Source organism: Methylobacterium carpenticola (assembly GCF_042748905.1).
Taxonomy (GTDB): Bacteria; Pseudomonadota; Alphaproteobacteria; order Rhizobiales; family Beijerinckiaceae; genus Methylobacterium; species Methylobacterium carpenticola.
Map to the genome: position 1 here is coordinate 1723093 of NZ_JBHZEO010000001.1, position 20617 is coordinate 1743709.

Genomic DNA, 20617 nt, shown 5'->3' on the forward strand with positions numbered 1-20617 from the left:
CTGCGTCTCAGGCGACGCGGGCCGTCGATTCCACCGTCGCCCGCTCGGCCTGGACCAGCACGTCGAGGGGACGCCAGGGCTTGCGCATGTAGACGGCGTGGTCGGGCAGCGGCTGCGTGCGGCCGTCCTCCGAGGTGACCACCACCCGCACCTCGGGCCATTCCCGATCCACCGTGCGGGCGAGCGTCGCCCCGTCCATCGCGCCTCCGAGCCGGACCTCCGTGAACACGAGCGCGACCTCGTCGGGATGCGCGCGAATCACGCTCAGAGCATCCTCGGCAGTCTCGCACGCGATCACGTCGAGGTCGGTTTCCTCGAGGATCGCGGCCGCGAAGTCGCGCGTGGACGCGTCGTCCTCCACCACCACGGCGATCGGACCGGGGGACGCAGCTCTGCCCATGATGCCTCCTGTCAAGTCATGAAAATATTCCACCGTCGCGGACGGCACGGCCAAGTTTCGGGAAGAGGAAGGGCCGTCGCGGCGGCGCATTGAAGGTCGGAAGACCGACCGGAATCAACGAGCCATTCGTCCGATTGATCCCGCCCCCCGCGCGCGAAAGCGCGGGCCGCCCGGATGCTGCCGTTTTCGGCGTCATGCTGCGGCGCATTAACGGGCTGTTCACCTTGGCAGCCGGAATGTTACGGTTCGATGAAGGCGTCCGGCGGCGCGGCGAGAAGCAGGCGCAGGGCGTCTCAACCCACGGGTGCTCGGGCGATGTGCCGTTTCCTCGCCTATCACGGCGAACCAGTCTATCTCGACGACCTCGTCTGCACGCCAGCCCATTCCCTGATCCACCAGTCGTTGCACGCCGCCGAGGCGGTGACCGGGACCAACGGCGACGGTTTCGGCATCGGCTGGTACGGCGAGCGCCCGGAGCCCGGCCTATTCCGCGACGTGCGGCCGGCCTGGTCCGACGAGAACCTGCGCAGCCTCACCCGGCAGATCCGCGCCCGCACCTTCATGGCCCATGTGCGCGCCTCCACGGGCACCGCGACGACGCGGGCGAACTGCCACCCCTTCGCGCATGGCCGGCTGCTGTTCATGCATAACGGCCAGATCGGCGGCTACGGCCGGATCAAGCGGCGCCTGGAGGCGCTGATCCCCGATCACCTCTACGAGGCCCGGGCCGGCTCGACGGATTCCGAAGCTCTGTTCCTGCTCGCCCTGGCGAACGGCCTTGAGGCGGACCCGGTCGGGGCGATGGCCGAGACGGCGAGGATCGTGCGGGACCTGATGCGGGCGGCCGCCATCGAGGAGCCCCTGCGGCTCACCGCGGTGCTGAGCGACGGCGAGAGCCTGACCGCCTTCCGCTGGGCCTGCGACGGGCACCCGCCGAGCCTCTACTGGCGCGAGACGCCGACCGGCGTCGTCGTCGTCTCCGAACCCATCGACGGCTGCCGCGAGGGCTGGACCGTGGTGCCGAAGGGCGGAACCCTGATGGCCCGGACCGGGGCGCCGACCCGGGTCATCGTTGCCGAGGCCGCTTCAGGCCGCATCGCCGCCTGAGGGGCTCGAGGCTACTCGACCGCCGGCTCGTCGCTCGTGAAGGCGAGGCGGCGCAGGCTGTGCAGGGCGCGGGCGAGTTCGCTCAGAGGCGGGGCCGCCAGGGCCATGCGGACCGCGTTCGGCGCATGGCCCGGCGTGACGGCGAAGGCGGAAGCCGGCGTGAGCGCGATGCCGCGCCTCAGCGCGGCCGCCACGTAGGCTTCGGCCCGCCACGTCTCGGGCAGCTCCATCCAGAGATGGTAGGCCCCCGCGTGGCCGCGGATGGGCAGGTCGCCCAGGCAGTCCCGTGCCACCGCCTGACGCGCCCGCGCATCGGCCCGCTTGGCCACGGCGAGCCGGTCGACCGTCCCATCGGTCATCCAGTGCAGGCCCGCCGCCAGCGGAACCCCGGTCGCGGACCATCCGCCCTGCCGGATGGAGGCGGCGAGCCGGTCGGTCCAGTCCGGAGGAGCGGCGATCAGCCCCAGCGTCAGGCCCGGCATGACGCGCTTCGACAGGCTGTCGACCAGGATGGTCCGGTCCGGCGCCCGGGCGGCGAGCGCCTCCTCGTCCGCCAGGACGCTGTAGACCGCATCCTCCACGGCCACGAGCCCGGTGGCCGCGAGCACCCGGGCGATCGCGCCGCGGCGGCCGGCCCCCATGGTCAGGCCGAGCGGGTTCTGCAGGGTCGGCTGGATGTAGAGCCCGCTCAGCGGCGCGGCGCGATGCGCCTGGAGGATGGCTTCCGGCAGGATCCCCTCGTCGTCGACCGCGAGCGGCACGAGGGCGATCCCCAGGCGGGCGGCGATTCCCTTCGCGACCGGATAGGTCAGCGGCTCGCAGCCGATCCGCTCGCCGGGCTTGGCCAGCGCCGCCAGGGCCGCGGCCAGGCCCTGGCGGCCATTGCCGGTGAAGAGGATGTCGTCGGGATCGGGCGCGCGGCCATGCCGGGCGAGGAAGCGCGCCGCCACCGCCCGCGCCCGCGGCGTTCCGTGGGGGCCCACTTGGTCCAGGGCCGTGCCCATGGCGCCGGTCCGGGCGAGGGCCGCCAGCGCGTCGGCCAGCGCCGCCTCCTGCTCCGGCAGGGCCGAGAGCGTCCGCTGGAGATCGATCGCGGATTGCGGCGGCTCCGGCAGGATCGGCACCGCGGCGCCGAGATCCGACCGCACGTAGGTTCCCCGCCCGACCTCGCCGAGCACCAATCCCCGGCGGGTCAGCTCGGTATAGACGCGGCTCGCCGTCGAGACGGCGATGCCGCGCGCATAGGCGAATTGCCGCTGCGGCGGCAGGCGCTCGCCGGGCTTGAGGTCCCCGGCCGCGATCTCGGCCGCGACGGCATCGGCGATGACGCGGTAGTCGGACATGGGCGAAATTGCTCCGAGTTCAATGTTCAGATTGCACTGAGTGGAGCCTCGGAGCAATGCTGCGCGGGCAATCCCGGCCGGACTGCCTCCTCTCCCTTCGGAACATCGACCATGGCCGTCGTCGTCCTTCGCGCGTCCCGCCGCTCCGCCGTCGCGCAACCCAGTCCGCCCCGTCCCGGGCGGCCCGCCATCTGGCGCCTCTGGCTCTGGCGCAGCCGGACCCGGCGCGAACTCGCGGATCTCAGCCCTGAGCAGCTGCGGGATGTCGGCCTGTCTCCCGCGGCCGTGCGCGCCGAGCTGCGCAAGCCCTTCTGGCGGCCGTAGGGCCGCGCCGGACCGGCGGCCGTGGGCCCCGTCCTCCCACGAGGGGGCGCGCTCAGTGCGCCTCCTGCCAGTTCGTCGCGGCCTTGGCCTCGACGGCGAGCGGCACCTTCAGCTCCACGGCCGGGTGGGGCGCCTCCTCCATCACCCGGGCGATGATCGGCAGCGCCCGCTCCACCTCGTCGTCGGGAGCCTCGAAGACGAGTTCGTCGTGCACTTGCAGCAGCATGCGGGTGGTGAGGCCCTCCGCCGCCAGGGCCCCTTCCATCCGCACCATCGCCCGCCGGATGATGTCGGCGGCCGAGCCCTGGATCGGCGCGTTGATCGCCTGACGCTCCACCGAGGCCCGCTCCTGCGGGTTGTTGGAGCGGATCTGCGGGTAGTGACAGACGCGCCCGAACAGGGTCGTCACGTAGCCCTTGTCCCGGCAGATCTTCTTGGTGTCGTCGATATAGGCGCGGATGCCGGGGAAGCGCTCGAAATACTGCTTGATGAAGGCCGAGGCCTCGCCCTGCGGGATGCCGAGCCGGTCGGCGAGGCCGAAGGCCGAGATGCCGTAGATGATGCCGAAATTGATGGTCTTGGCCCGGCGCCGCAGGTCCGGCGTCATCTGGTCGAGGGGCACGCCGAACATCGCCGAGGCGGTGGCCGCGTGGATGTCGATGCCGTCCGCGAAGGCTTGGCGCAGCTGCGGGATGTCGGCGATGTGGGCGAGCAGCCGCAGCTCGATCTGGCTGTAATCCGCCGAGATCAGCTTGTGCCCGGCATCCGCCACGAAGGCCTGCCGGATGCGCCGCCCCTCCTCGGTGCGGATCGGGATGTTCTGGAGATTCGGGTCCGAGGAGGAGAGCCGCCCGGTGGTGGTCGCGGCGAGCGCGAAGGAGGTGTGGACGCGGTCCGTCGCCCGGTCGGCATGCTCCTGCAGGCTGTCGGTGTAGGTGGATTTCAGCTTCGAGAGCTGACGCCACTCCAGGATCTTCTTCGGCAGCTCGTGGCCCTGGCCGGCGAGTTCGTCGAGGAGCGTCGCGGGCGTCGCCCACTGGCCCGAGGGCGTCTTCTTGGCCCCGGGCAGCCCGAGCTTGCCGAACAGGATGTCGCCGATCTGCTTCGGCGAGGAGACCGAGAAGGTCTCCCCCGCCATCTCCTGGATCTCGGCTTCCAGCCGCGCCAGCGACTGCGAGAAGTCGCCCGAGAGCCGGCTCAGCATCCCCCGGTCGACCCGGATGCCCTCGCGCTCCATGCGGGCGAGCACGGGGACGAGGGGCCGCTCCAGGGTCTCGTAGACCGTGGCGCGCCGCTCGGCGGCGAGCCGCGGCTTCATGAGGCGCCAGAGGCGTAAGGTCACGTCCGCGTCCTCGGCCGCGTAGGCGGTGGCCTTGTCGAGGGGCACCCGGTCGAAGGTGATCTTGGCGCGGCCGGTGCCGGCGACGTCCGCGAAGGTGATCGGCTGGTGGCCGAGATGGCGGCGCGCCAGTTCGTCCATGCCGTGCGAGCCCTTGCCGGCATCGAGCACGTAGGAGATCAGCATCGTGTCGTCGTAGGGGCGCACCTCGATGCCGTGGCGGGCGAGCACCAGCCAGTCGTACTTGATGTTCTGCCCGACCTTGAGCACGGCCGGGTCCTCGAGGAGCGGCTTCAGGGACGCCCGCACCGCTTCCCAGGGAAGCTGGTTCGGCAGCAGGCCCTCGCCGAACAGGTCCTCGCTGCCGCGATGGGTGAGCGGGATGTAGGCGGCCCGCCCCGGCCCCGTGGCGAGGGAGACGCCGACGAGGTCGGCCTTGTTCGCGTCGAGCGCGGTGGTCTCGGTATCGACCGCGACGACGCCGATCGCGGTGGCCTCCTCGACCCAGGCCGTCAGCCGCTCGAGGGTGGTGATCGTCTCGTAGGACCCGGTGTCGAAGGGCTTCACCGCCTCGGCGGCGCGGGCCGCGACCAGGCTCCCGGGCGTCGCCTCGGCGGGGCCGCGGGGCTTCGCGGGACCGCGGGACTCGGCGGGGGCGTCCGGCAGGCCGAGATCGGCGAAGGGATCGGCCTCGGGGGCGGGCGCGTCCGTCGCCGCGTCGCCGAAGAACGGCGTGGCGTCGCTGCCCCCCTTCTCGTTGGCGTAGGGCGCAGCGCCCCCCGGCAGCAGCGACGGATCCGGCCTCACCGCCTCGGGATCGACGTGGAGCAGCGAGGCGATGCGCCGCGTCAGGGTGTTGAACTCCATCGCCTTGAGGAAGCCGACGAGCCGCTCCGGATCGGGTCGGCGCAGGCGCAGCGCGTCGAGGGGCACCGGCACCGGCACCGCCTCGTCGAGGGTGACGAGCTGCCGCGACAGGCGCGCCTGATCGATGTTGGCGAGCAGCGTCTCGCGGCGCTTGGGCTGCTTGATCTCGGCGGCCCGCTCCAGAAGCGCCTCCAGGCTGCCGAACTCCTTGATCAAGGCCGCCGCGGTCTTGAGGCCGATGCCCGGCACGCCCGGCACGTTGTCCGAGGTGTCGCCGATCAGCGCGAGCGCGTCGCCGATCTGGGCCGGGGTCAGGCCCTCCCAGCGCTCCACGATGGCCGCGGCGTCGAGGTTGCGCTCGGGCCGGTAGCCGGGCTTGCCCTTCTGGCCCGACTCGAAGTCGTAGAACCGCACGAGGTCGCCGACGAGCTGCATCAGGTCCTTGTCGGAGGACACGATGATCACGCCCGCCCCCCGCGCCTCCGCCTGCCGGGCGTAGGTGGCGATCAGGTCGTCCGCCTCGTAGCGCTGCAATTCGATCGGTTCGAGGCCGAAGGCCCGCACCGCCTCGCGCATCAGCGGCATCTGCCGCTTGAGATCCTCCGGCGCGTCCGGCCGGTGGCCCTTGTAGTCCGGAAAGATCTCCTTGCGGAACGAGCCCTCGGACTTGTCGAAGACGATGCCGAGATGGCTCGGCGTCACCCCGGCCGCGCCCTCCTGCACGAACTGGGCGATCTTGGCGCAGAACAGCCGCACCGCGCCGGTCGGCATCCCGTCCGAGGGCCGGAAGTTGTAGCGCTCCGGCTGGTTGATCGACTGGAAATAGGCCCGGAAGATGAAGGAGGAGCCGTCGACCAGGAGCACCTGATCGCCGGGGCCGACGGGCTTCGTCTCGAGCGCGGAGGCCTCGGGGGCGGGATCGGCGGTCATGCGGGGCGGCTCGGTTCCTGACACGGCCGTCTTCCATAGAGCAGGTCCGGCCCCGACTGAAGCGAGGGCGATCCGCTGCGCCACCGCGGCGCGGTGTGGTGCCGGCACACCAGGGCGCCGGAAAGCGGCTGGCGGCGGCCGCGCCAGCTTGACTTGAGCCGGCCCGGCGGCTTCGTCTGGACCCCAAACGACGCTCTTCATCCGGAGCGCGCGGACTTCCCTCTTGGGAGAGGCCGGGCGCCCGCACCCCAAGGTCCGGCCATGCGCCCATCCGCTCTCCTCGCCTCGTTCCTCGCCGGCCTCGCCCTCTCCGCCGCGGTCTCGTCGGCCGAGGCCCGCTCGGCCCGCCAGGAGGTCACCCCGGCCGAGGAGCGCGAGTTCCCGTACGACGCCGACATCCCGGGCTGCCAGGATCCGGACATCCTGGCGAAGATGTCGTCGCAATTCGCCGAGAAGGAATCCAAGTTCTGGAATTCCTCGCTCACCATCCTGGGCTACGACCGGATCGAGCGGACGGCGTGGCGCCCCTGGGGTCTCGACTACGTGCCCCGCCGCTTCTGCACCGCGGTCGCCACCACCTCGGACGGCGTGCGCCGCCGGGTGGATTACTCGGTGCGCGAGAGCCTGGGCATCATCGGCTCGGTCTGGGGCGTCGAGTTCTGCGTGCAGGGCCTCGACCGCAACCTCGCCTACGCCTACGCCTCGGCCACGTCCTGCCGGGAGGCCCGGCCCTGATCCGGCGGGCGCTTCTCGCCGGGGCCCTCGCGCTCGCGGCCTGCGGTGCCGCCGCGCAGGATCGCGGCGGCACGCCTGGCCGCTTCGACTTCTACGTCCTCGCCCTGTCCTGGTCGCCGACCTTCTGCGCGCTCACCGGCGAGCGTCGGGGCGATGCGCAATGCGATCCGGGCCGCGGCCTCGGTTTCGTGGTGCACGGCCTCTGGCCGCAATACGACCGCGGCTATCCGAGCGAGTGCGGGGCCTTCCCCCGTGCCCCGTCGCGGCCGGCCCTCGCCGAGGCCGAGGGCGTCTTCCCCACCGAGGGGCTCGCCCGCTACCAGTGGCGCAAGCACGGCACCTGCTCGGGCGAGGATCCGGCGAGCTACTTCCGCCTCACCCGCCGCGCCCGCGAGGCGGTGAGCATCCCCGACCGCTTCAAGGCGGGCGCGGAGCAGCGCGTCGCGCCGATCGACGTCGCCCGGCTGTTCGTCGCGAGCAACCCGGGCCTGCGTCCCGACATGATGGCGGTGACCTGCCGCGCCGGGCGCCTGGAAGAGGTACGGATCTGCTTCGCGAAGGATCTCCGCTCCTTCACTTCCTGCCCCGAGGTCGCACGGCAGAACTGCCGGGCCGGCGAGGTCACGGTCGAAGCCGGGCGCTGACGCGCCGGGAACACCCGCACCTCCCCGGGCTTTGATCCCTCCCGAGGCCGGTCCGGCCCCGAGCAGGAGGGCATCCATGCCGAACGACCCCAGCGAGCGCGAAGCCCCGGTGCCCGGCGGCGGTGTCTCGCCTCAGACCGGAGCCGCGGGAGCGGGGCGCGGCGACGTGCTGACGCCGGAGGAGCGGCGCGCGCTCGATCAGCGCCTCGCCCGTCCGGAGGGACCGCGGGCCGATGCGGGCCGCGCACCCGATCCCGGCGACCTGCCGGGCGAGACCGACGACGTGCGCGCGGCGTTCGGCACGGCCGGTGCTCCGGCCGCTCCCGGCGGACACGGCTCCGGCGGCATGGGCGGCGACGGGACCGCGCATTCGGGGATCCTGAGCGCGCCGGGCGGCAGCGAGGCGAGGCCGGTGCGGGTCGACGACGTGCCGCCCTCCGAGCGGGGCAACCCGGACGAGCTCGCCGGCCGCGACGACGACCGGTCCCGCACCCCGCGCCGGCGCGAGGATACGGGGCCGGGCGGGCACACGGTGTTCTCGAACGCCGCCCGCCAGGGCAGCGAATCGCCGCGCGATCCGCTGCCCTCCCCGGCCGATCGGGCCGGCGCGAAGCGGGGGTGAGGAGGCCGCATCACGCCTCCGGCGGCGCATCGCCCCGCGGGCGGGCCTCCCGGCGCAGGCGCCAGAGCTGCCACGGGGCGAGACCCGGCGCGGCCCCGAAGACGAGCCCGGCATCGAGGACGGCGGACAGCGTCTCGCTCACGAGGGCGCAGGCCCCCCGACGCTCTCGCGCTCGCGCAGCACCGCGATGAGATCGAGGACCCGCACGGCCTGCCCGCCGAGATCCCACCAGGCCGGGAGCGGCAGGGGCGCCGTGCGGGCCGCCACCGCCTCGACCAGGAACGCCGCCTCGGGCAGGGGCGGTTGATCGACGGGGCGCCGCGATGGCGCGAGCACGGCGCGGGCGAGGAGCTGCGCCTTGCGCGAGCCCGCCACCCGGGCCCGGCGCGAGACCGGATCGAGCCCGTCCTGCTCGAGGGTCCGGCCGATCTCGGCGTAGATCAGCCGCGCCGCCCGGATGGCGGGCCGGCAGGAGGCGGGCAGGAGCGCGATGCCGCTCTCCGCCCGGGCGTAGAGGAGATCCGCCGCCGCCAGCAGCCGCGCCACCACGGCGGCGAGGGCGGGGCCCGGCGCGGGCCGGGCCAGGAAGGCGTCGGGATCGAGCCCCGCCTCGCGCAGCCAGGCCTCCGGCAGGTAGAGGCGGCCCGCCCGGGCATCCTCGCCGACGTCGCGGGCGATGTTGGTGAGCTGCATGGCGATGCCGAGGTCGCAGGCCCGGGCGAGCGCCTCGGGCGCGCGCACGCCCATCACGAGGGTCATCATGGCCCCGACCGAGCCGGCGACCCGGGCCGCGTAGGCGGCGAGGGCCGGCAGGTCGGCGTAGCGCCGTCCGGCGGCGTCCCAGGCGAGGCCGTCGAGGAGGGCCGCCGGCAGAGCCTCGGGGATCGCGTGGCGGGCGAGGATCTCGGCGAGGGCCCGGTCGGCGGGCGCGTCGAGGGGCCGGCCCGCATGGGCGCGCGCCAGCCGCTCGCGCAGCAGCGGCACCGCGTCGGCCGGCGCGCCGCCCCCGTCCACCGCGTCGTCCGAGAGCCGGCAGAAGGCGTAGAGCCCGTAGGCGTCCCGGCGCACCCGGCGGGGCAGCAGCCAGGAGGCGGCGTAGAAGCTGCGCGAGCCCGTGCGGATCGCGGCCCGGCAGGCGGCGTGATCGGCGCGGCCGGCGGGCGGCGCATCAGGCGAAGACAGCGGCATCCGGCACCACCCGATCGAGGATCTTCGAGGAGGAGAGCACGCCGGGCAGCCCCGCCCCCGGATGGGTGCCGGCGCCGACGAGATAGAGGTGGCGCACCGATCCGCTGCGGTTGTGCGGCCGGAAATAGGCGCTCTGCGTCAGGATCGGTTCGAGGCCGAAGCCGGAGCCGCGATGGGCCAGGAGGTCGTCGCGGAAGTCGCAAGGAGTCGTCACCCGCGAGGTGGCGAGGGCGCGCGACAGGCCCGGCAGCACGGTCGCCTCCAGATGGGCCGCGATGCGCTGGCGGTAGGGCTCGGCGAGGGCGGCCCAGTCCTGGCCGCCCGCGAGGTTCGGCACCGGCGACAGCACGTAGAAGGCGTCGCAGCCCGGCGGCGCGAGGCCCGGATCGGTGGCGGTGGGGCGGTGCAGGTAGAGGCTGAAATCCTCGGCCAGGACCTTGCGGACGAAGATGTCGGCGAGGAGGCCCCGGTAGCGCGGCCCGAGCAGGATCGTGTGGTGGGGCAGGTCCGGATAGGTGCGCCTCGTGCCGAAATACCACACGAACAGGCCCATGGAGGAATGCGCGCGGGCGAGCCGCCGCTCGCGCCAGCCGCGGGCGGAGGCGGGCAGGAGGTTGAGGGCGGTCCAGGCCGAATCGGCGTTCGACACCACCAAGGCGGCCGGGATGCGCGTGCCGTCCGCGAGTTCGACGCCGCGCGCGGTCCCCTCCTCCACGAGGATGCGGCTCACCGTGGCGTTGCAGCGGACGCGGCCGCCCTGACCCTCGATCAGCCGCACCAAGCCCTGCACGAGGCGCCCGGTGCCGCCCATCGCCGAATGCACGCCCCAGCGCCGCTCCAGGGCGGCGATCAGGCAGTAGATCGCGCTCGCCCGGAAGGGCGATCCGCCGATGAGCAGCGGGTGGAAGCTGAACACCGTGCGCAGGCGCTCGTCGCGGAAGAAGCGCGAGACCAGCCCGTACACGCTGCGGTGCCCGCCGAGCCGCAGCAGGTCGGGGGCGATGCGCAGCATGTCGGCGGCCCGGCCGAACGGGACGTGGCCGAGCTGCTCGAAGCCGATCCGGCAGATCTCGTCCGAAGCCGCCATGAAGCGGTCGTAGGCCCCGCCCTCGCCCGGGGCGAGCCGCTCGACCGCGGCGCGCATCGCCTCCGCGTCGCCGCTCACGTCGATGCTGGCGCCGTCGTGAAACCGGATGCGGTAGAAGGGCCGCATCGGCACGAGGGTGACGTCCTCGGCGAGGGTTCGGCCGCAGAGCGCCCACAATTCCTCGAACAGGAAGGGCGCGGTGACGATGGTCGGCCCGGCATCGAAGGTGAAGCCGTCCTGGCGGTGGACCCGCGCCCGCCCGCCCGGCTGCGCGAGGCGCTCCAGCACGCTCACCCGGTAGCCCCGCGCGCCGAGGCGCACCGCCGCCGCGAGCCCGCCGAAGCCGCTGCCGATCACCACCGCATGGGGCCTGCGCCCGGCCGGGACGGCCCGCGGCGGAGCGACGTCGAGTGTCAACATAGGTTGACACTATCGTCGCGTGCGATCCTCAACGCAAGAGCGATCCATCAAGCGCGATCGATCAAGAGCGATCCGGGGGGCGGGCGGCCCTGCCGTCAGTCGAGCGCACCCTCGCGCCGGGCCGCCGCCGTGATCAGCGCGGCCACGGCCTCCGGCCTTTCCTCGTGGGCGAGATGGCCGAGGCCGCGCAGCAGCTCCACCCGCGGCCGGCCGCCGAGCCGGTCCGCGACCCCGAACGAGACCTCGGGGACGATGGTGCGGTCCTCGGCGCCGACGACGAGCAGCAGCGGCACGGCGAGCCGGGGAAGGTCCCGGTCGAGGCCGGTGAGATCCCAGTTCGCCATCATGCCGAGGGCTCCGGCGATGTGGGCGGGCTTCCGGAACAGGCGACGGTAGAGATCGAGGCCGGGCCGGTCGATGGTCGAGCCGGTTCCGCGGATGAGCCGTTCGACGGAGCGGCGGTCGGCCGACCACGCGAAGACGCGCGGCGTGACGGGGTTGAGGAACAGCACCCGCGCCATGGCCGGGAAGATCAGCCCGGCCATGCCGGGGAAGGGTTTGAGCGCCGCGTTGAGCCCGACGAGGAGCCGGGGCGCGAGGGCGCCGTCGAGGCAGAGCCGCACCAGGATCGCCGCCCCGGCCGAGTGGCCGACCACCACCCGCGGCGCCGCACCGAGGCTTCCGAGCAGCCCGGCGAGGGCGCGGGCGATCCGGGGCAGCGAGGGGGTCGGCAGCGGGTCGGTGAAGCCGTGCCCCGGCAGGTCCGGCGCGAGGACGCGGAAGTCGCGGGCGAGGAGCGGCATCAGCCGGCGCCAGGAATGCGTCGCCGCCCCGGTGCCGTGGAGGAGGAGGAGCGTCGGCCCCTCCCCCGCCTCCTGCAGGTGCCAGGTCAGGCCGCCCGCGGTCACGAAGCGGCTCGCAGCCCGGTTCGGCCAGTCCCGGCCCTCCCGGTCGAAGACGGGCCTGTCGTCGGAGAGGAGCATGCGTCAGCCTCGCGGGCCGGCCTCCCGCACGGCCCGCGTCAGGCGCGCGGCGTCGGCCTGCGGCATCGGCAGGTAGCGCGCCGCCATGGCCTCGGCGAGGCGGCGGGCCTCCTCCTGGGGGCGGGCGGCGGTGTCGATCAGGAGGGCGCGGGTGCCCCCGGTTGCGAGTTCCCGTGCAGCGGCGAGGGCGTCGGCGGCGGCCTGCGCCCGGCCGGGCGCGCCCGAGCGCGCGACATTCGCCCGGCCATCCGTGAGCAGGAGCACGACCGGGGTGCGGCCGCCGCGGCGCTCCGCCGCCGCGAGACGTGCGGCCGCCTCGATGCCCGCCGCGAGCGGCGTGCCGCCGCCCCCGGGCAGGGCCGCGAGCGCTCGCTTGGCGCGCACCAGCGAGCGGGTCGGGGCGAGGAGCAGGTCCGCCCCGCAGCCCCGGAAGGCGAGGAGCGCCACCCGGTCGCGGCGCACGTAGCACTCGGCGAGGAGATGCTCGACCGCGCCCTTGGCCTCCGCCAGCCGCTCCAAGGCGGCGGAGCCCGAGGCGTCGACGGCGAAGATCGTCGTCGTCTCGCGCCGCTGGACGAGGCGGCGGATGCGGATGTCCCCGGGCGCGACGCGGATCCGGGCATCCGCCGCGTCCGGGCCCCGCCGCAGCCGCTGCCAGGGCGCGGCCTCCCGCAGGGTCTCGACGAGGGCGAGGCGGCCGCGCCGCGGATCGCCGGGCCGGGCACCGCAGGGGCGGCCGCGATGGCCCGGCGCGGCGGCTCCGGCCCGTCCATCCGTGGCGGCGCGGGCCCGCGGCTGCCGGCCCGCGCCCAGCCCGGCGAGCAGGCCGGGCGGCAGGGCCGCGGCCGCGGCGGCGAGGATCCGGTCCTGATCGGCCGCCGGGGCCTGCGCCTCCTCCGGGACGGCCTCTTCGGCGGGCTCGGCCGGGGCCGCCTCCGGCGGCGTCTCCGGCCAGACGGTCGCGCGCGGGGCGAGCACCAGGGCCGTCGCGAGGGCGAGGTCCTCCTCCTCCACGGCCGCCCGGCCGGCGAGCGAGGCGTGGAGCCGCGCGACCCGCAGCGCCAGGAGGGGTGCCCGCAGGGACGGGATGCCGAGCCGCGCGGCGATCCCGCAGAGCGCGTCGAGAGCCGCCTCGTCCGTGGCCGGGGAAGGGCGGTCACGGATCGCCGCGAGGTCCGGGAGCGGGGCCGAGCCGGCGAGCAGGCCGGGCGCGAGCGCGGCGAGGTCGAGATGCAAAGCCGCCCGGTCGGTGAGGGCGGCGGGGGGCGGCGGGTCGTCGTCCTCCCCCTCGTCGAGGAGCACGATGCCGAAGCGGGCGGGAAGCCGCATCGCGACGCCGTCCCGGGCCAGCGCGACCGCGCCGGTATCGAGGGCCTGCGCGATCCGCGCCGCCGCGCCCGCCCCGAGGCGCTCGGCCATCGGCACCACCACGACGCCACCGTCGGCGCGGGCGAGCAGGCCGGGCCGCAGCACCGGGCGCCCGGCCCGCAGGGTGGCCGGAAGGTCGAGGCCGCCGAGGAGCGCCTCGTCGGCGATGCCGGCCGGCAGGCGCAGGAGCGGGACGCCCGCCGGCAGCCCGACCCGCAGGCGATCGAGCCACGCCTCCCGCACCGGGCCCAGCCGGGCGCGCAGGACGACCCCGCCGATCCCCGCCGGATCGAGCGCCGCGAGGGCCGCCGCCCGGCAGGCGCGCGCCCAGGCTGCCGGCGCGGCGCTCACCCGAGCACCTCGGCGACGGCGCGGGCGACGCGGGCCTCGGAGCCGGCCTCGTCGAGGGGGTTGCGGCGCAGCCGGTGGCCGAGGGCGGCGGGGGCGATCCGGCGCAGGTGCTCCGGGGTCACGCGCCGCTCGCCGTCGAGGCTCGCGAGCGCCCGGGCGGTGCGCATCAGGGTGAGTTCGCCGCGCAGGCCGTCGGTGCCGAGGACGAGGCAGAGCCGCGCGGCCGCCTCCAGCACCGCGTCCGGAACGGCGACGCGGGCGAGCCGCGCGCGCGCCTCCAGGATCGTCCGGGCAAGCCGCGCCTCCTCGTCCGCCCAATCGGCCGCGAAGGCGGCGGGGTCGCGCTCGTAGGCGTCGCGCCGCCGTACGATGGCGATGCGCGCCGCGAGATCGGTGGGCGTCGTCACCGCGACGGCGAGGCCGAAACGGTCGAGGAGCTGCGGACGCAGCTCCCCCTCCTCCGGGTTGCCGCTGCCGACGAGCACGAACCGGGCCGGGTGCCGGATGCTGAGCCCCTCGCGCTCGACCGTGTTGATCCCGGAGGCCGCCACGTCGAGCAGGAGATCGACGAGGTGATCCTCCAGCAGGTTGACCTCGTCGATGTAGAGGAAGCCGCGGTTGGCGCGGGCGAGCAGCCCGGGCTCGAAGGCCTTCTCCCCCGCCGCGAGGGCGCGGCCGATGTCGAGGGCGCCGACGACCCGGTCCTCGGTGGCGCCGAGCGGCAGATCGACCACGGGCACCGGCACGGTCTGCGCGGTGAGGCCCTGCGGCAGGCGGCTGCGGCAGCCGGGGCAGAGCCCCGCCTCCTCGGCGGGGTCGCAGGCATAGGGGCAGCCCGCCACCGCCCGCATCGGCGGCAGCAGGGCGGCGAGCGCGCGCACGGCGGTGGATTTCCCGGTGCCGCGGTCGCCGAAGACCAGGACGCCGCCGACCGCGGGATCGACCGCGGCGACGAGGAGCGCGCGCCGCATCTCCTCCTGGCCGACGATGGCCGTGAACGGATAGGGCGCCCGGGCAGCGGGCACCGGCCGCACCGCCGACGGGAGCGGCACGGAACCCGGCTTCAGGGCCCGCCGGGACAGGGCCGAATCGGTGAGCGCCACGACGTCTCCTGAAGCCTGGAGGCCCGTATCCGGGCCGGGACCAGCATTCACCGGGACAAGCCGAATGTCCAATGAAAGTGACAATTTCGATGTCTGGTTTATTGGACGCTTCCGATCAGCGCCGACAGACGGCAGAGTGCGGGGACCCCTTCTCTCAGGAACCAGCGGATGCACGGGGTCGTGCGTCTCCTCGCCTCGCCAGCGGTCCGGCTGTGCAAGGAAGCGGTGGGGCGCCTCTCCCACTCGGGAGAGGGGAGAGGCGCCCGTATCGTCCCGGGCAGCCCTGCGTAACCGAGGCGAGAGACATCCGCGCCTCATCTGGCAAGGGGTGACGGTCTCAAGTCCGCGCGGGAGAGAGCCCCCTCATACGGTTTCCGGATGATCGCTTCGCGATGCGGAAACCGGCCTCGCTCAGGCGCCGCGCGGGCTCGTGATACGGTTTCCGAAAGTGATCTTCCGGAAACCGTATCACGCCGCCCGGGCGAGGCCGATCCGGGCCCAGATCGTCCCGAGCGCCGCCGCGAGATGCTCGATGTCGGCGTCGCTGTGCAGCGGCGAGGGGGTGACGCGCAGGCGCTCCGTGCCCCGCGCCACGGTCGGGTAGTTGATCGGCTGGACGTAGATGGCGAACTCGTCGAGCAGGGTGTCGCTGATCGCCTTGCACAGGACCGGATCGCCGACCATGACCGGGACGATGTGGCTGTCGTTGTCCATCACCGGGATGCCGGTGGCCGCGAGGCGGCGGCGCACGGCGGCGACGCGGTCCTGGTGGCGGGCGCGCTCGGCCCCGCTCGCCTTGAGGTGGCGGATGCTCGCGAGCGCCCCCGCGGCGATCGCGGGGGGCAGGGAGGTGGTGAAGATGAAGCCGGAGGCGAAGCTGCGCACGAAGTCGCACAGCGCCGCCGAACCGGCGATGTAGCCGCCCGACACCGCGAAGGCCTTGCCGAGGGTGCCCTCGATCACGGTGAGGCGGTGCATCAGCCCCTCCCGCTCGGCGATGCCCCCGCCGCGCGGCCCGTAGAGGCCCACCGCGTGCACCTCGTCGAGATAAGTCATGGCGCCGTGGGCCTCGGCGACCTCGCAGAGTTCGGCGATGGGCGCGATGTCGCCGTCCATCGAGTAGACCGACTCGAAGGCGACGAGCTTGGGCGCGGCGGGATCGGCGAGGCGCAGCTTGCGCTCCAGATCCGCGGGGTCGTTGTGGCGGAAGATGTGGCGCTCGGCCCGGCTGGAGCGGATGCCCTCGATCATCGAGGCGTGGTTGCCCTCGTCCGAGAACACCACACAGCCCGGCAGCTTGGCGGCGAGCGTGCCGAGGCCGGCCCAGTTCGAGACGTAACCGGAGGTGAAGAGCAGCGCCGCCTCCTTGCCGTGCAGGTCGGCGAGTTCCCCCTCCAGGCGCACGTGATCGTGGTTGGTGCCCGAGATGTTGCGGGTGCCGCCCGCCCCGGTGCCGCTGCGGTCGATCGCCTCGTGCATCGCCCGCATCACCGCCGGGTGCTGGCCCATCCCGAGATAGTCGTTCGAGCACCAGACCGTGACCTCGCGCGGGCCGCCCGCACCGTGGTGGAGCGCGCGCGGGAAGCGCCCGGCCTGCCGTTCGAGATCGGTGAAGACCCGGTAGCGGCCCTCGCGGCGCAGGCCCTGCAACGCGGCGGCGAAGAACGATTCGTAGTCCATGAGGCTTCCCCCTCGGGTGCGGCGGGTCGTCGGTCGTCCGCGGTCAGGGCGCCGTCGCGCGGTCGGTGTCGGGGGCGCTCCGGCGGGCGGGCAGGCCCCAGCCCCAGAGCGCGGCGGAGGGGAGCGGCAGCATCAGGAAGCCGTGCTCCAGGATGGCGAGCGCCATCAGGGTCGCCATCATCGTGTGGCCCGCCTGCTCGAAGGCGGAGGCGCTCTCGGCCACCGCCGGGTGCAGCAGCACCAGGAGGATGCCGGTGGCCAGGATCATCGCGACGGGGAAGAGCGGGTTCATCGGCGCGCGCCGGAAGAAGCTGCCGAGATAGCGCAGGTGCTCGGGCAGGAACTCGGCGTTGAGGTTGCGCACGCCGAGGAAGAGGTTGAGCCGGGCGCTGAGGTTCATCCCCCAGAGCACGAGATAGGTCCAGAGCGCGACCCGGTTCGGGCTTTCCGCCGTGAGCCACGCGACGACGAGGGCGCCGAGGATGATCGCCGCCTCGTGCCAGAGATTCGTCGCCGCCGCCGCCCCGAACCGGGCCAGTCCCCGCACGCTCGGCGCGCCGGGCGTGCGGCGCGGGCCGGCGAGGTAGCCCATGTAGAAGGCCATCTCCTGCCAGCCCCAGACCACCAGCGCCGCCGTGAAGGCCGCGTAGGCGCCGGCCTCGCTCCGCGCCCCGGCGCTCCAGGCGATGACCCAGAGGGCGCCGAGGAGCGCGAGGCTCGTCGCCCCGAAGCTCCAGGCATGCGTGCGCCGGGGCCGGTGGTTCAGCCAGAGGATCACCCCGGTGAGGAACCACCAGATCAGGACGGCATAGAGGATCGGGGCGGCGTAGGCGGACATGCGGCGCTACCAGGCGGGGCTGAGCCGGACCCGGGCGGGCATCCGGTTGGCCTTGGCCGGCAGCAGCATCAGGCGCCCGAAGGTGAGGGCCGCCCGCGCCGCGAGGCCCGCATGCCGCAGCCGGCCCGAGAGGCCGCCCCGGGCCTTGGCCTCCGCGATGCCGCGGGCGCAGGCGAGCAGCCGGTCGAGGCCGGCCTTGAAGCGGGGATCGTCGAGGTCGAGCGTGAGCGGGAAGACCTGCCGCGAGATCTCCGAGGTGATCCGGAACACCGTGAAGTCGTACTGCGTCGGATCGATCCCGAGCGCCGCGTGGAAGGCCGGCCGGCAATGGTCGCGCACGTACATGGTGCAGAACACCGCCAGCAGGAAGAACTTGATCCAGTAGGCGTTGATCCCGGAGAGCAGCTTCGGGTTGGCGCGCATCAGCAGCGCGAAGGCCTCGCCGTGGCGGAACTCGTCGTTGCACCACTTCTCGAACCACAGGAAGATCGGGTGGAAGCGGTGCTCGGGATGCCGCTCCAGCTCGCGGAAGATCGTGATGTAGCGCGCGTAGCCGATCTTCTCCGAGAGGTAGGTCGCGTAGAAGATGAATTTCGGCCGGAAATACGTGTACTTCTTGGCCCGCGTCAGGAAGCCGAGATCGACGCCGACGCCGAAATCCTTCAGGGTGTCGTTGATGAAGCCGGCGTGGCGGGCCTCGTCGCGGCTCATGAAGCCGAACAGCTCGCGGATGTCCTTGTTGCGGGCGCGCTTGCGCATCTCGGCATAGAGGACGCAGCCCGAGAACTCGGCGGTGATCGAGGAGACCAGGAAGTCGAGGAATTCCTTGCGCAGCTCCGGGTCGAGGCCCGAGAGATCCTGGTCGAACGCGTCGGTCCGCACGAAGTGGCGCCGGTTCGGGTCGCTGCGCATCTCGGCGATAAGCACGTCCCACTCGGCCCGCACCGGCTCGACATCCGTGCGGTCGAGCTCGTCGAAGTCGGTGGTGTAGAAGCGCGGGCTGAGGAAGGTGGTCGCCTGCGCGGAGCGGGTGCTCGCATTCTGCGTCGGGAGGGCCGTCGCGCTCATAGCCTCGTCCTTTCCGAGAAGCTGACCTCGTAGAGTTCGGTGAGTTCGAAATGCCCCGCGAGGCGCGTCCACAGCCGCTCGACGGCGCTCGCGCGCACCACGGTCGCGGTGCGGCGCACCACGATCCGCCCGCCATACGGGACCTCGGTGGGCGCGTCGTGCACCGTCACCTCGTCCCCCGGCCCGATGGCGAGCCCGCCATCGAGGGTGACGTGGGCATGCAGGCTCTCGGCCGTCTGCTCGATCTCGACCGTGCAGGGCACCTCGATGCGGGTCTTGCCGCCCAGCCAGCGTGTCACGATGCGCCCCTCCCCTGGTCGAGCAGCCGCGCGAAGGCGGCCGCGTTGGTGAAGCCGAAGGCTTCGAGGTTGACGCGCCGGCCCGACGCCACGTCGTCGAGCGACAGCGTGCCGTTGTCCCAGCGCACGAGCCGGAAGGGCGGATCGCGCGGCAGCCCCTCGCGCAGGCGCGCCTGGGCCATCACCCGCAGGGTCGCCCGCAGGAAGCCGTCCTCGCCCGGCCGCACCACGGCGACGAGGCGCCCGTCCCGCGCATCCGTGAGCGCGATCGCGCCATCGTCGCGGTCCTGCACCGCGAGGTCGAGGATCGCGACCGGCCGGGCCTCCGGCATGCGCGTGGTGCCGACGTCGCCGACCCGGCCGATCGCCACGGCGCCGATCGCGAAGGCAACGAGCAGGGCGGCGGCACGGATCTGTCCGCGGGGCACCGGGAGGTCGGGCTCGGACATCGGCATCGGCTCCTGAGGCGGGTTGCGGATGGCGTGGCTTGCGGTCGAACCGGTTCTTCAGCTCTGGCCCGCCGCCGCGAGGCGGCCGGGCAGGCTCGGGCGCGCCGCCGCGGGGGCGGGCGCGAGAGCGGGGGCGCTCTGCCCCTGCGCGGCGGCGAGCGCCGCGGCGATCCGGCCCGCGACCGCGTCGGCCTGCGGCAGCGCGCGCAGCATCGGCTCCGGCCGCGTGAGCCGCCAGGGGCGCACATGCGGCCACAGGTGCAGGTAGGCGAGCCGCGTGCCGGCGGTGAGGCGCAGCGGCAGGTCGCCGCTGCCGTCGCCGAAGCGGCGCAGGGAGGCGGCCTCGATCTCCCGCAGCGGCAGGTTCACGGTCACCGGCAGGGCGATGCCGATGCGCAGCATCAGGCGCCGGTCGGTGAGGCTGTAGACCGTGGTGCGGCGGGCGGCCCAGGCGAGGGCGACGAGGAGGACGAGGGCGAGCGCCCCGGCGCCCAGGACCGGCAGCGCCGCCGCGGGCCGGCCGGCGGAGAGGGCCGCCCCGAGGCCGAGCAGGCCGAAATAGGCCGCCACGAGGTCGGCGTGGAAGGCGCGTCGGGCGAGCCCGAGCAGGGCCGGGCGCCCCTGCCAGAGCAGGCGCTCGCCGGGCGGCAGCGGGCCGGGCAGGCCCGGCAGGAGGGGGGGCGTCACAGCAGCGGCTCCTGGCGGGCGGGCGTCGCGTAGAGGGTGCCGGCGCCGTAGAAGGCCACGATGCGGTCCTCCTCCCGGATGGTGACGCTGTCGGCCTCGCGCCGCGGCGGGACCTCCGCGAACTGCCGGGCGAGCAGCGCCTCGACCGCCACGGTGCGGTGGCTGCCCTGGACGTCCGCGAACACGACCGGCACCAGCACGCTCGTCCCGGGCCGGGCGGCGAGGTCCACCTCGTAGTAGCGGGGCAGCGACTCGCCGCGGTCGATCCAGATGTCGGTGACCGTGCCGGCGACCGCCTGATCGGCGCCCACCACCCGCATGCCGCGCGGATCGTGGTCGCGGTCCGAGACCACGAACTCGGTGGCGATCCGCATCGGCACGATGCGGTGCTTGCCCTCCCAGGTGAGGTCGGGCGTGTCGGTGCGCCGGGCCCAGGATCCGGGGCCGACGCCGTCGCCGAGGCGCGCGTCGGTGCGGGAGGTCGGCTCGAGGGGCGCGCCGGGCCAGATCTCGCGCTTCTCCGCCTTGAGCGGGCCGCTCGGCCCCTCCTCGGGACGCGGCACCAGGACCGTCTTGCCGTCCGCCATCACGAAGGCCTTGGGCGTGGGCAGGAACAGCCAGTCCCATCCCTTGAGGCCGCCGCGGGTCTCGGATTCGAGGGGATAGCCCTCCCGGCGGTCCTCCCGGCGCAGGTAGAAGACCAGCCCGGCGAAGAAGATCCAGAAGGCGTAGAGCACCAGCTGGGCGACGTCGATGTAGCTCGTGATGGCACCCTTGGGCATGGC

21 protein-coding genes are annotated in these 20617 nt (G+C 74.0%); 5 read left to right on the top strand and 16 right to left on the bottom strand.

Going from position 1 to position 20617, the window contains the following annotated elements; genetic code table 11:
• Window positions 1-7: 7 nt before the first annotated feature.
• Window positions 8-400, bottom strand: a complete 393-nt coding sequence (locus ACE101_RS08315) for a response regulator (RefSeq protein WP_379127819.1) — start codon at window positions 398-400, stop codon at window positions 8-10.
• Window positions 401-715: 315 nt separating this feature from the next.
• On the opposite strand from ACE101_RS08315, the gene ACE101_RS08320 reads away from it, so the two are divergent.
• Complete coding sequence (locus ACE101_RS08320) at window positions 716-1507, top strand: class II glutamine amidotransferase (protein ID WP_379127822.1); 792 nt, start codon at window positions 716-718, stop codon at window positions 1505-1507.
• A gap of 11 nt (window positions 1508-1518) precedes the next feature.
• Here the strand turns inward: ACE101_RS08320 and ACE101_RS08325 are convergent, their stop codons facing one another.
• Window positions 1519-2850, bottom strand: a complete 1332-nt coding sequence (locus ACE101_RS08325) for an aminotransferase-like domain-containing protein (RefSeq protein ID WP_379127823.1) — start codon at window positions 2848-2850, stop codon at window positions 1519-1521.
• Window positions 2851-2961: 111 nt separating this feature from the next.
• Between ACE101_RS08325 and ACE101_RS08330 the strand changes: the two genes are divergently transcribed.
• The gene (locus ACE101_RS08330; protein WP_379127825.1) at window positions 2962-3174 is read left to right on the top strand and encodes a DUF1127 domain-containing protein; all 213 of its coding nucleotides are present in this window, start codon (window positions 2962-2964) and stop codon (window positions 3172-3174) included.
• A 52-nt stretch (window positions 3175-3226) separates the two neighbouring features.
• Here ACE101_RS08330 and polA read toward each other — a convergent pair whose 3' ends face one another.
• Window positions 3227-6310: a DNA polymerase I gene (gene polA / locus ACE101_RS08335; RefSeq protein ID WP_379127828.1), complete on the bottom strand. Its 3084-nt coding sequence runs from the start codon at window positions 6308-6310 to the stop codon at window positions 3227-3229.
• Window positions 6311-6571: 261 nt separating this feature from the next.
• Here polA and ACE101_RS08340 point away from each other — a divergent pair, with 261 nt between their 5' ends.
• The 3 genes from ACE101_RS08340 to ACE101_RS08350 all read left to right on the top strand — a co-directional run bounded on the left by ACE101_RS08340 (window position 6572) and on the right by ACE101_RS08350 (window position 8311).
• Complete coding sequence (locus ACE101_RS08340; protein WP_379127831.1) at window positions 6572-7045, top strand: hypothetical protein; 474 nt, start codon at window positions 6572-6574, stop codon at window positions 7043-7045.
• Window positions 7045-7689 (top strand): ribonuclease T2 family protein, encoded by a 645-nt coding sequence (locus ACE101_RS08345; RefSeq protein ID WP_379138543.1) that lies wholly within the window; start codon window positions 7045-7047, stop codon window positions 7687-7689. The genes ACE101_RS08340 and ACE101_RS08345 overlap by 1 nt, the downstream gene beginning before the upstream one ends.
• 76 nt (window positions 7690-7765) lie before the next feature.
• Window positions 7766-8311, top strand: coding sequence for a SclB protein (locus ACE101_RS08350; RefSeq protein ID WP_379127834.1), 546 nt, complete (start codon window positions 7766-7768; stop codon window positions 8309-8311).
• Between the two features lie 10 nt (window positions 8312-8321).
• On the opposite strand, the gene ACE101_RS08355 is transcribed toward ACE101_RS08350, so the two are convergent.
• The 13 genes from ACE101_RS08355 to puhA form a co-directional block, all read right to left on the bottom strand.
• Window positions 8322-8453: a hypothetical protein gene (locus ACE101_RS08355; RefSeq protein ID WP_379127837.1), complete on the bottom strand. Its 132-nt coding sequence runs from the start codon at window positions 8451-8453 to the stop codon at window positions 8322-8324.
• Complete coding sequence (locus ACE101_RS08360) at window positions 8450-9499, bottom strand: phytoene/squalene synthase family protein (protein WP_379127840.1); 1050 nt, start codon at window positions 9497-9499, stop codon at window positions 8450-8452. Before ACE101_RS08360 ends, ACE101_RS08355 begins: the two co-directional genes overlap by 4 nt.
• Window positions 9480-11006: a phytoene desaturase gene (locus ACE101_RS08365; protein WP_379127843.1), complete on the bottom strand. Its 1527-nt coding sequence runs from the start codon at window positions 11004-11006 to the stop codon at window positions 9480-9482. Before ACE101_RS08365 ends, ACE101_RS08360 begins: the two co-directional genes overlap by 20 nt.
• Window positions 11007-11101: 95 nt before the next feature.
• Window positions 11102-11989 (bottom strand): alpha/beta fold hydrolase BchO, encoded by an 888-nt coding sequence (bchO, locus tag ACE101_RS08370; protein WP_379127845.1) that lies wholly within the window; start codon window positions 11987-11989, stop codon window positions 11102-11104.
• Window positions 11990-11992: 3 nt separating this feature from the next.
• Window positions 11993-13708: a magnesium chelatase subunit D gene (locus ACE101_RS08375; RefSeq protein WP_379127847.1), complete on the bottom strand. Its 1716-nt coding sequence runs from the start codon at window positions 13706-13708 to the stop codon at window positions 11993-11995.
• Window positions 13705-14679, bottom strand: a complete 975-nt coding sequence (gene bchI, locus ACE101_RS08380; protein ID WP_379138546.1) for a magnesium chelatase ATPase subunit I — start codon at window positions 14677-14679, stop codon at window positions 13705-13707. The genes ACE101_RS08375 and bchI overlap by 4 nt, the downstream gene beginning before the upstream one ends.
• Before the next feature lie 600 nt (window positions 14680-15279).
• Window positions 15280-16491, bottom strand: a complete 1212-nt coding sequence (hemA, locus tag ACE101_RS08385) for a 5-aminolevulinate synthase (RefSeq protein ID WP_379127850.1) — start codon at window positions 16489-16491, stop codon at window positions 15280-15282.
• A gap of 43 nt (window positions 16492-16534) precedes the next feature.
• On the bottom strand, window positions 16535-17329 hold the full coding sequence (puhE, locus tag ACE101_RS08390; protein ID WP_379127853.1) for a putative photosynthetic complex assembly protein PuhE: 795 nt from the start codon (window positions 17327-17329) through the stop codon (window positions 16535-16537).
• Between the two features lie 6 nt (window positions 17330-17335).
• Window positions 17336-18397 carry a magnesium-protoporphyrin IX monomethyl ester (oxidative) cyclase gene (gene acsF, locus ACE101_RS08395; protein ID WP_379127856.1) on the bottom strand — a complete coding sequence of 354 codons (1062 nt, stop codon included), beginning with the start codon at window positions 18395-18397 and terminating at the stop codon, window positions 17336-17338.
• Window positions 18394-18699, bottom strand: coding sequence for an O2-dependent cyclase accessory protein (locus tag ACE101_RS08400; protein WP_379138549.1), 306 nt, complete (start codon window positions 18697-18699; stop codon window positions 18394-18396). Before ACE101_RS08400 ends, acsF begins: the two co-directional genes overlap by 4 nt.
• Window positions 18693-19145 (bottom strand): photosynthetic complex assembly protein PuhC, encoded by a 453-nt coding sequence (gene puhC, locus ACE101_RS08405; protein WP_379127859.1) that lies wholly within the window; start codon window positions 19143-19145, stop codon window positions 18693-18695. Before puhC ends, ACE101_RS08400 begins: the two co-directional genes overlap by 7 nt.
• A gap of 57 nt (window positions 19146-19202) precedes the next feature.
• Window positions 19203-19832: a photosynthetic complex putative assembly protein PuhB gene (gene puhB, locus ACE101_RS08410; protein ID WP_379127862.1), complete on the bottom strand. Its 630-nt coding sequence runs from the start codon at window positions 19830-19832 to the stop codon at window positions 19203-19205.
• The gene (puhA, locus tag ACE101_RS08415; RefSeq protein WP_379127864.1) at window positions 19829-20614 is read right to left on the bottom strand and encodes a photosynthetic reaction center subunit H; all 786 of its coding nucleotides are present in this window, start codon (window positions 20612-20614) and stop codon (window positions 19829-19831) included. Before puhA ends, puhB begins: the two co-directional genes overlap by 4 nt.
• Window positions 20615-20617: the final 3 nt, after the last annotated feature.

What these genes read in the sequence shown, in the direction of transcription:
- ACE101_RS08360 (WP_379127840.1), bottom strand. Translation starts at nt 9,499, where the DNA reads ATGCCGCTGTCTTCGCCTGATGCGCCGCCCGCCGGCCGCGCCGATCAC.
- ACE101_RS08315 (WP_379127819.1), bottom strand. Translation starts at nt 400, where the DNA reads ATGGGCAGAGCTGCGTCCCCCGGTCCGATCGCCGTGGTGGTGGAGGAC.
- ACE101_RS08350 (WP_379127834.1), top strand. Translation starts at nt 7,766, where the DNA reads ATGCCGAACGACCCCAGCGAGCGCGAAGCCCCGGTGCCCGGCGGCGGT.
- bchI (WP_379138546.1), bottom strand. Translation starts at nt 14,679, where the DNA reads ATGCGGCGCGCGCTCCTCGTCGCCGCGGTCGATCCCGCGGTCGGCGGC.
- ACE101_RS08365 (WP_379127843.1), bottom strand. Translation starts at nt 11,006, where the DNA reads ATGTTGACACTCGACGTCGCTCCGCCGCGGGCCGTCCCGGCCGGGCGC.
- acsF (WP_379127856.1), bottom strand. Translation starts at nt 18,397, where the DNA reads ATGAGCGCGACGGCCCTCCCGACGCAGAATGCGAGCACCCGCTCCGCG.
- bchO (WP_379127845.1), bottom strand. Translation starts at nt 11,989, where the DNA reads ATGCTCCTCTCCGACGACAGGCCCGTCTTCGACCGGGAGGGCCGGGAC.
- ACE101_RS08320 (WP_379127822.1), top strand. Translation starts at nt 716, where the DNA reads ATGTGCCGTTTCCTCGCCTATCACGGCGAACCAGTCTATCTCGACGAC.
- ACE101_RS08325 (WP_379127823.1), bottom strand. Translation starts at nt 2,850, where the DNA reads ATGTCCGACTACCGCGTCATCGCCGATGCCGTCGCGGCCGAGATCGCG.
- ACE101_RS08330 (WP_379127825.1), top strand. Translation starts at nt 2,962, where the DNA reads ATGGCCGTCGTCGTCCTTCGCGCGTCCCGCCGCTCCGCCGTCGCGCAA.
- hemA (WP_379127850.1), bottom strand. Translation starts at nt 16,491, where the DNA reads ATGGACTACGAATCGTTCTTCGCCGCCGCGTTGCAGGGCCTGCGCCGC.
- polA (WP_379127828.1), bottom strand. Translation starts at nt 6,310, where the DNA reads ATGACCGCCGATCCCGCCCCCGAGGCCTCCGCGCTCGAGACGAAGCCC.
- ACE101_RS08340 (WP_379127831.1), top strand. Translation starts at nt 6,572, where the DNA reads ATGCGCCCATCCGCTCTCCTCGCCTCGTTCCTCGCCGGCCTCGCCCTC.
- puhA (WP_379127864.1), bottom strand. Translation starts at nt 20,614, where the DNA reads ATGCCCAAGGGTGCCATCACGAGCTACATCGACGTCGCCCAGCTGGTG.
- puhC (WP_379127859.1), bottom strand. Translation starts at nt 19,145, where the DNA reads ATGTCCGAGCCCGACCTCCCGGTGCCCCGCGGACAGATCCGTGCCGCC.
- puhE (WP_379127853.1), bottom strand. Translation starts at nt 17,329, where the DNA reads ATGTCCGCCTACGCCGCCCCGATCCTCTATGCCGTCCTGATCTGGTGG.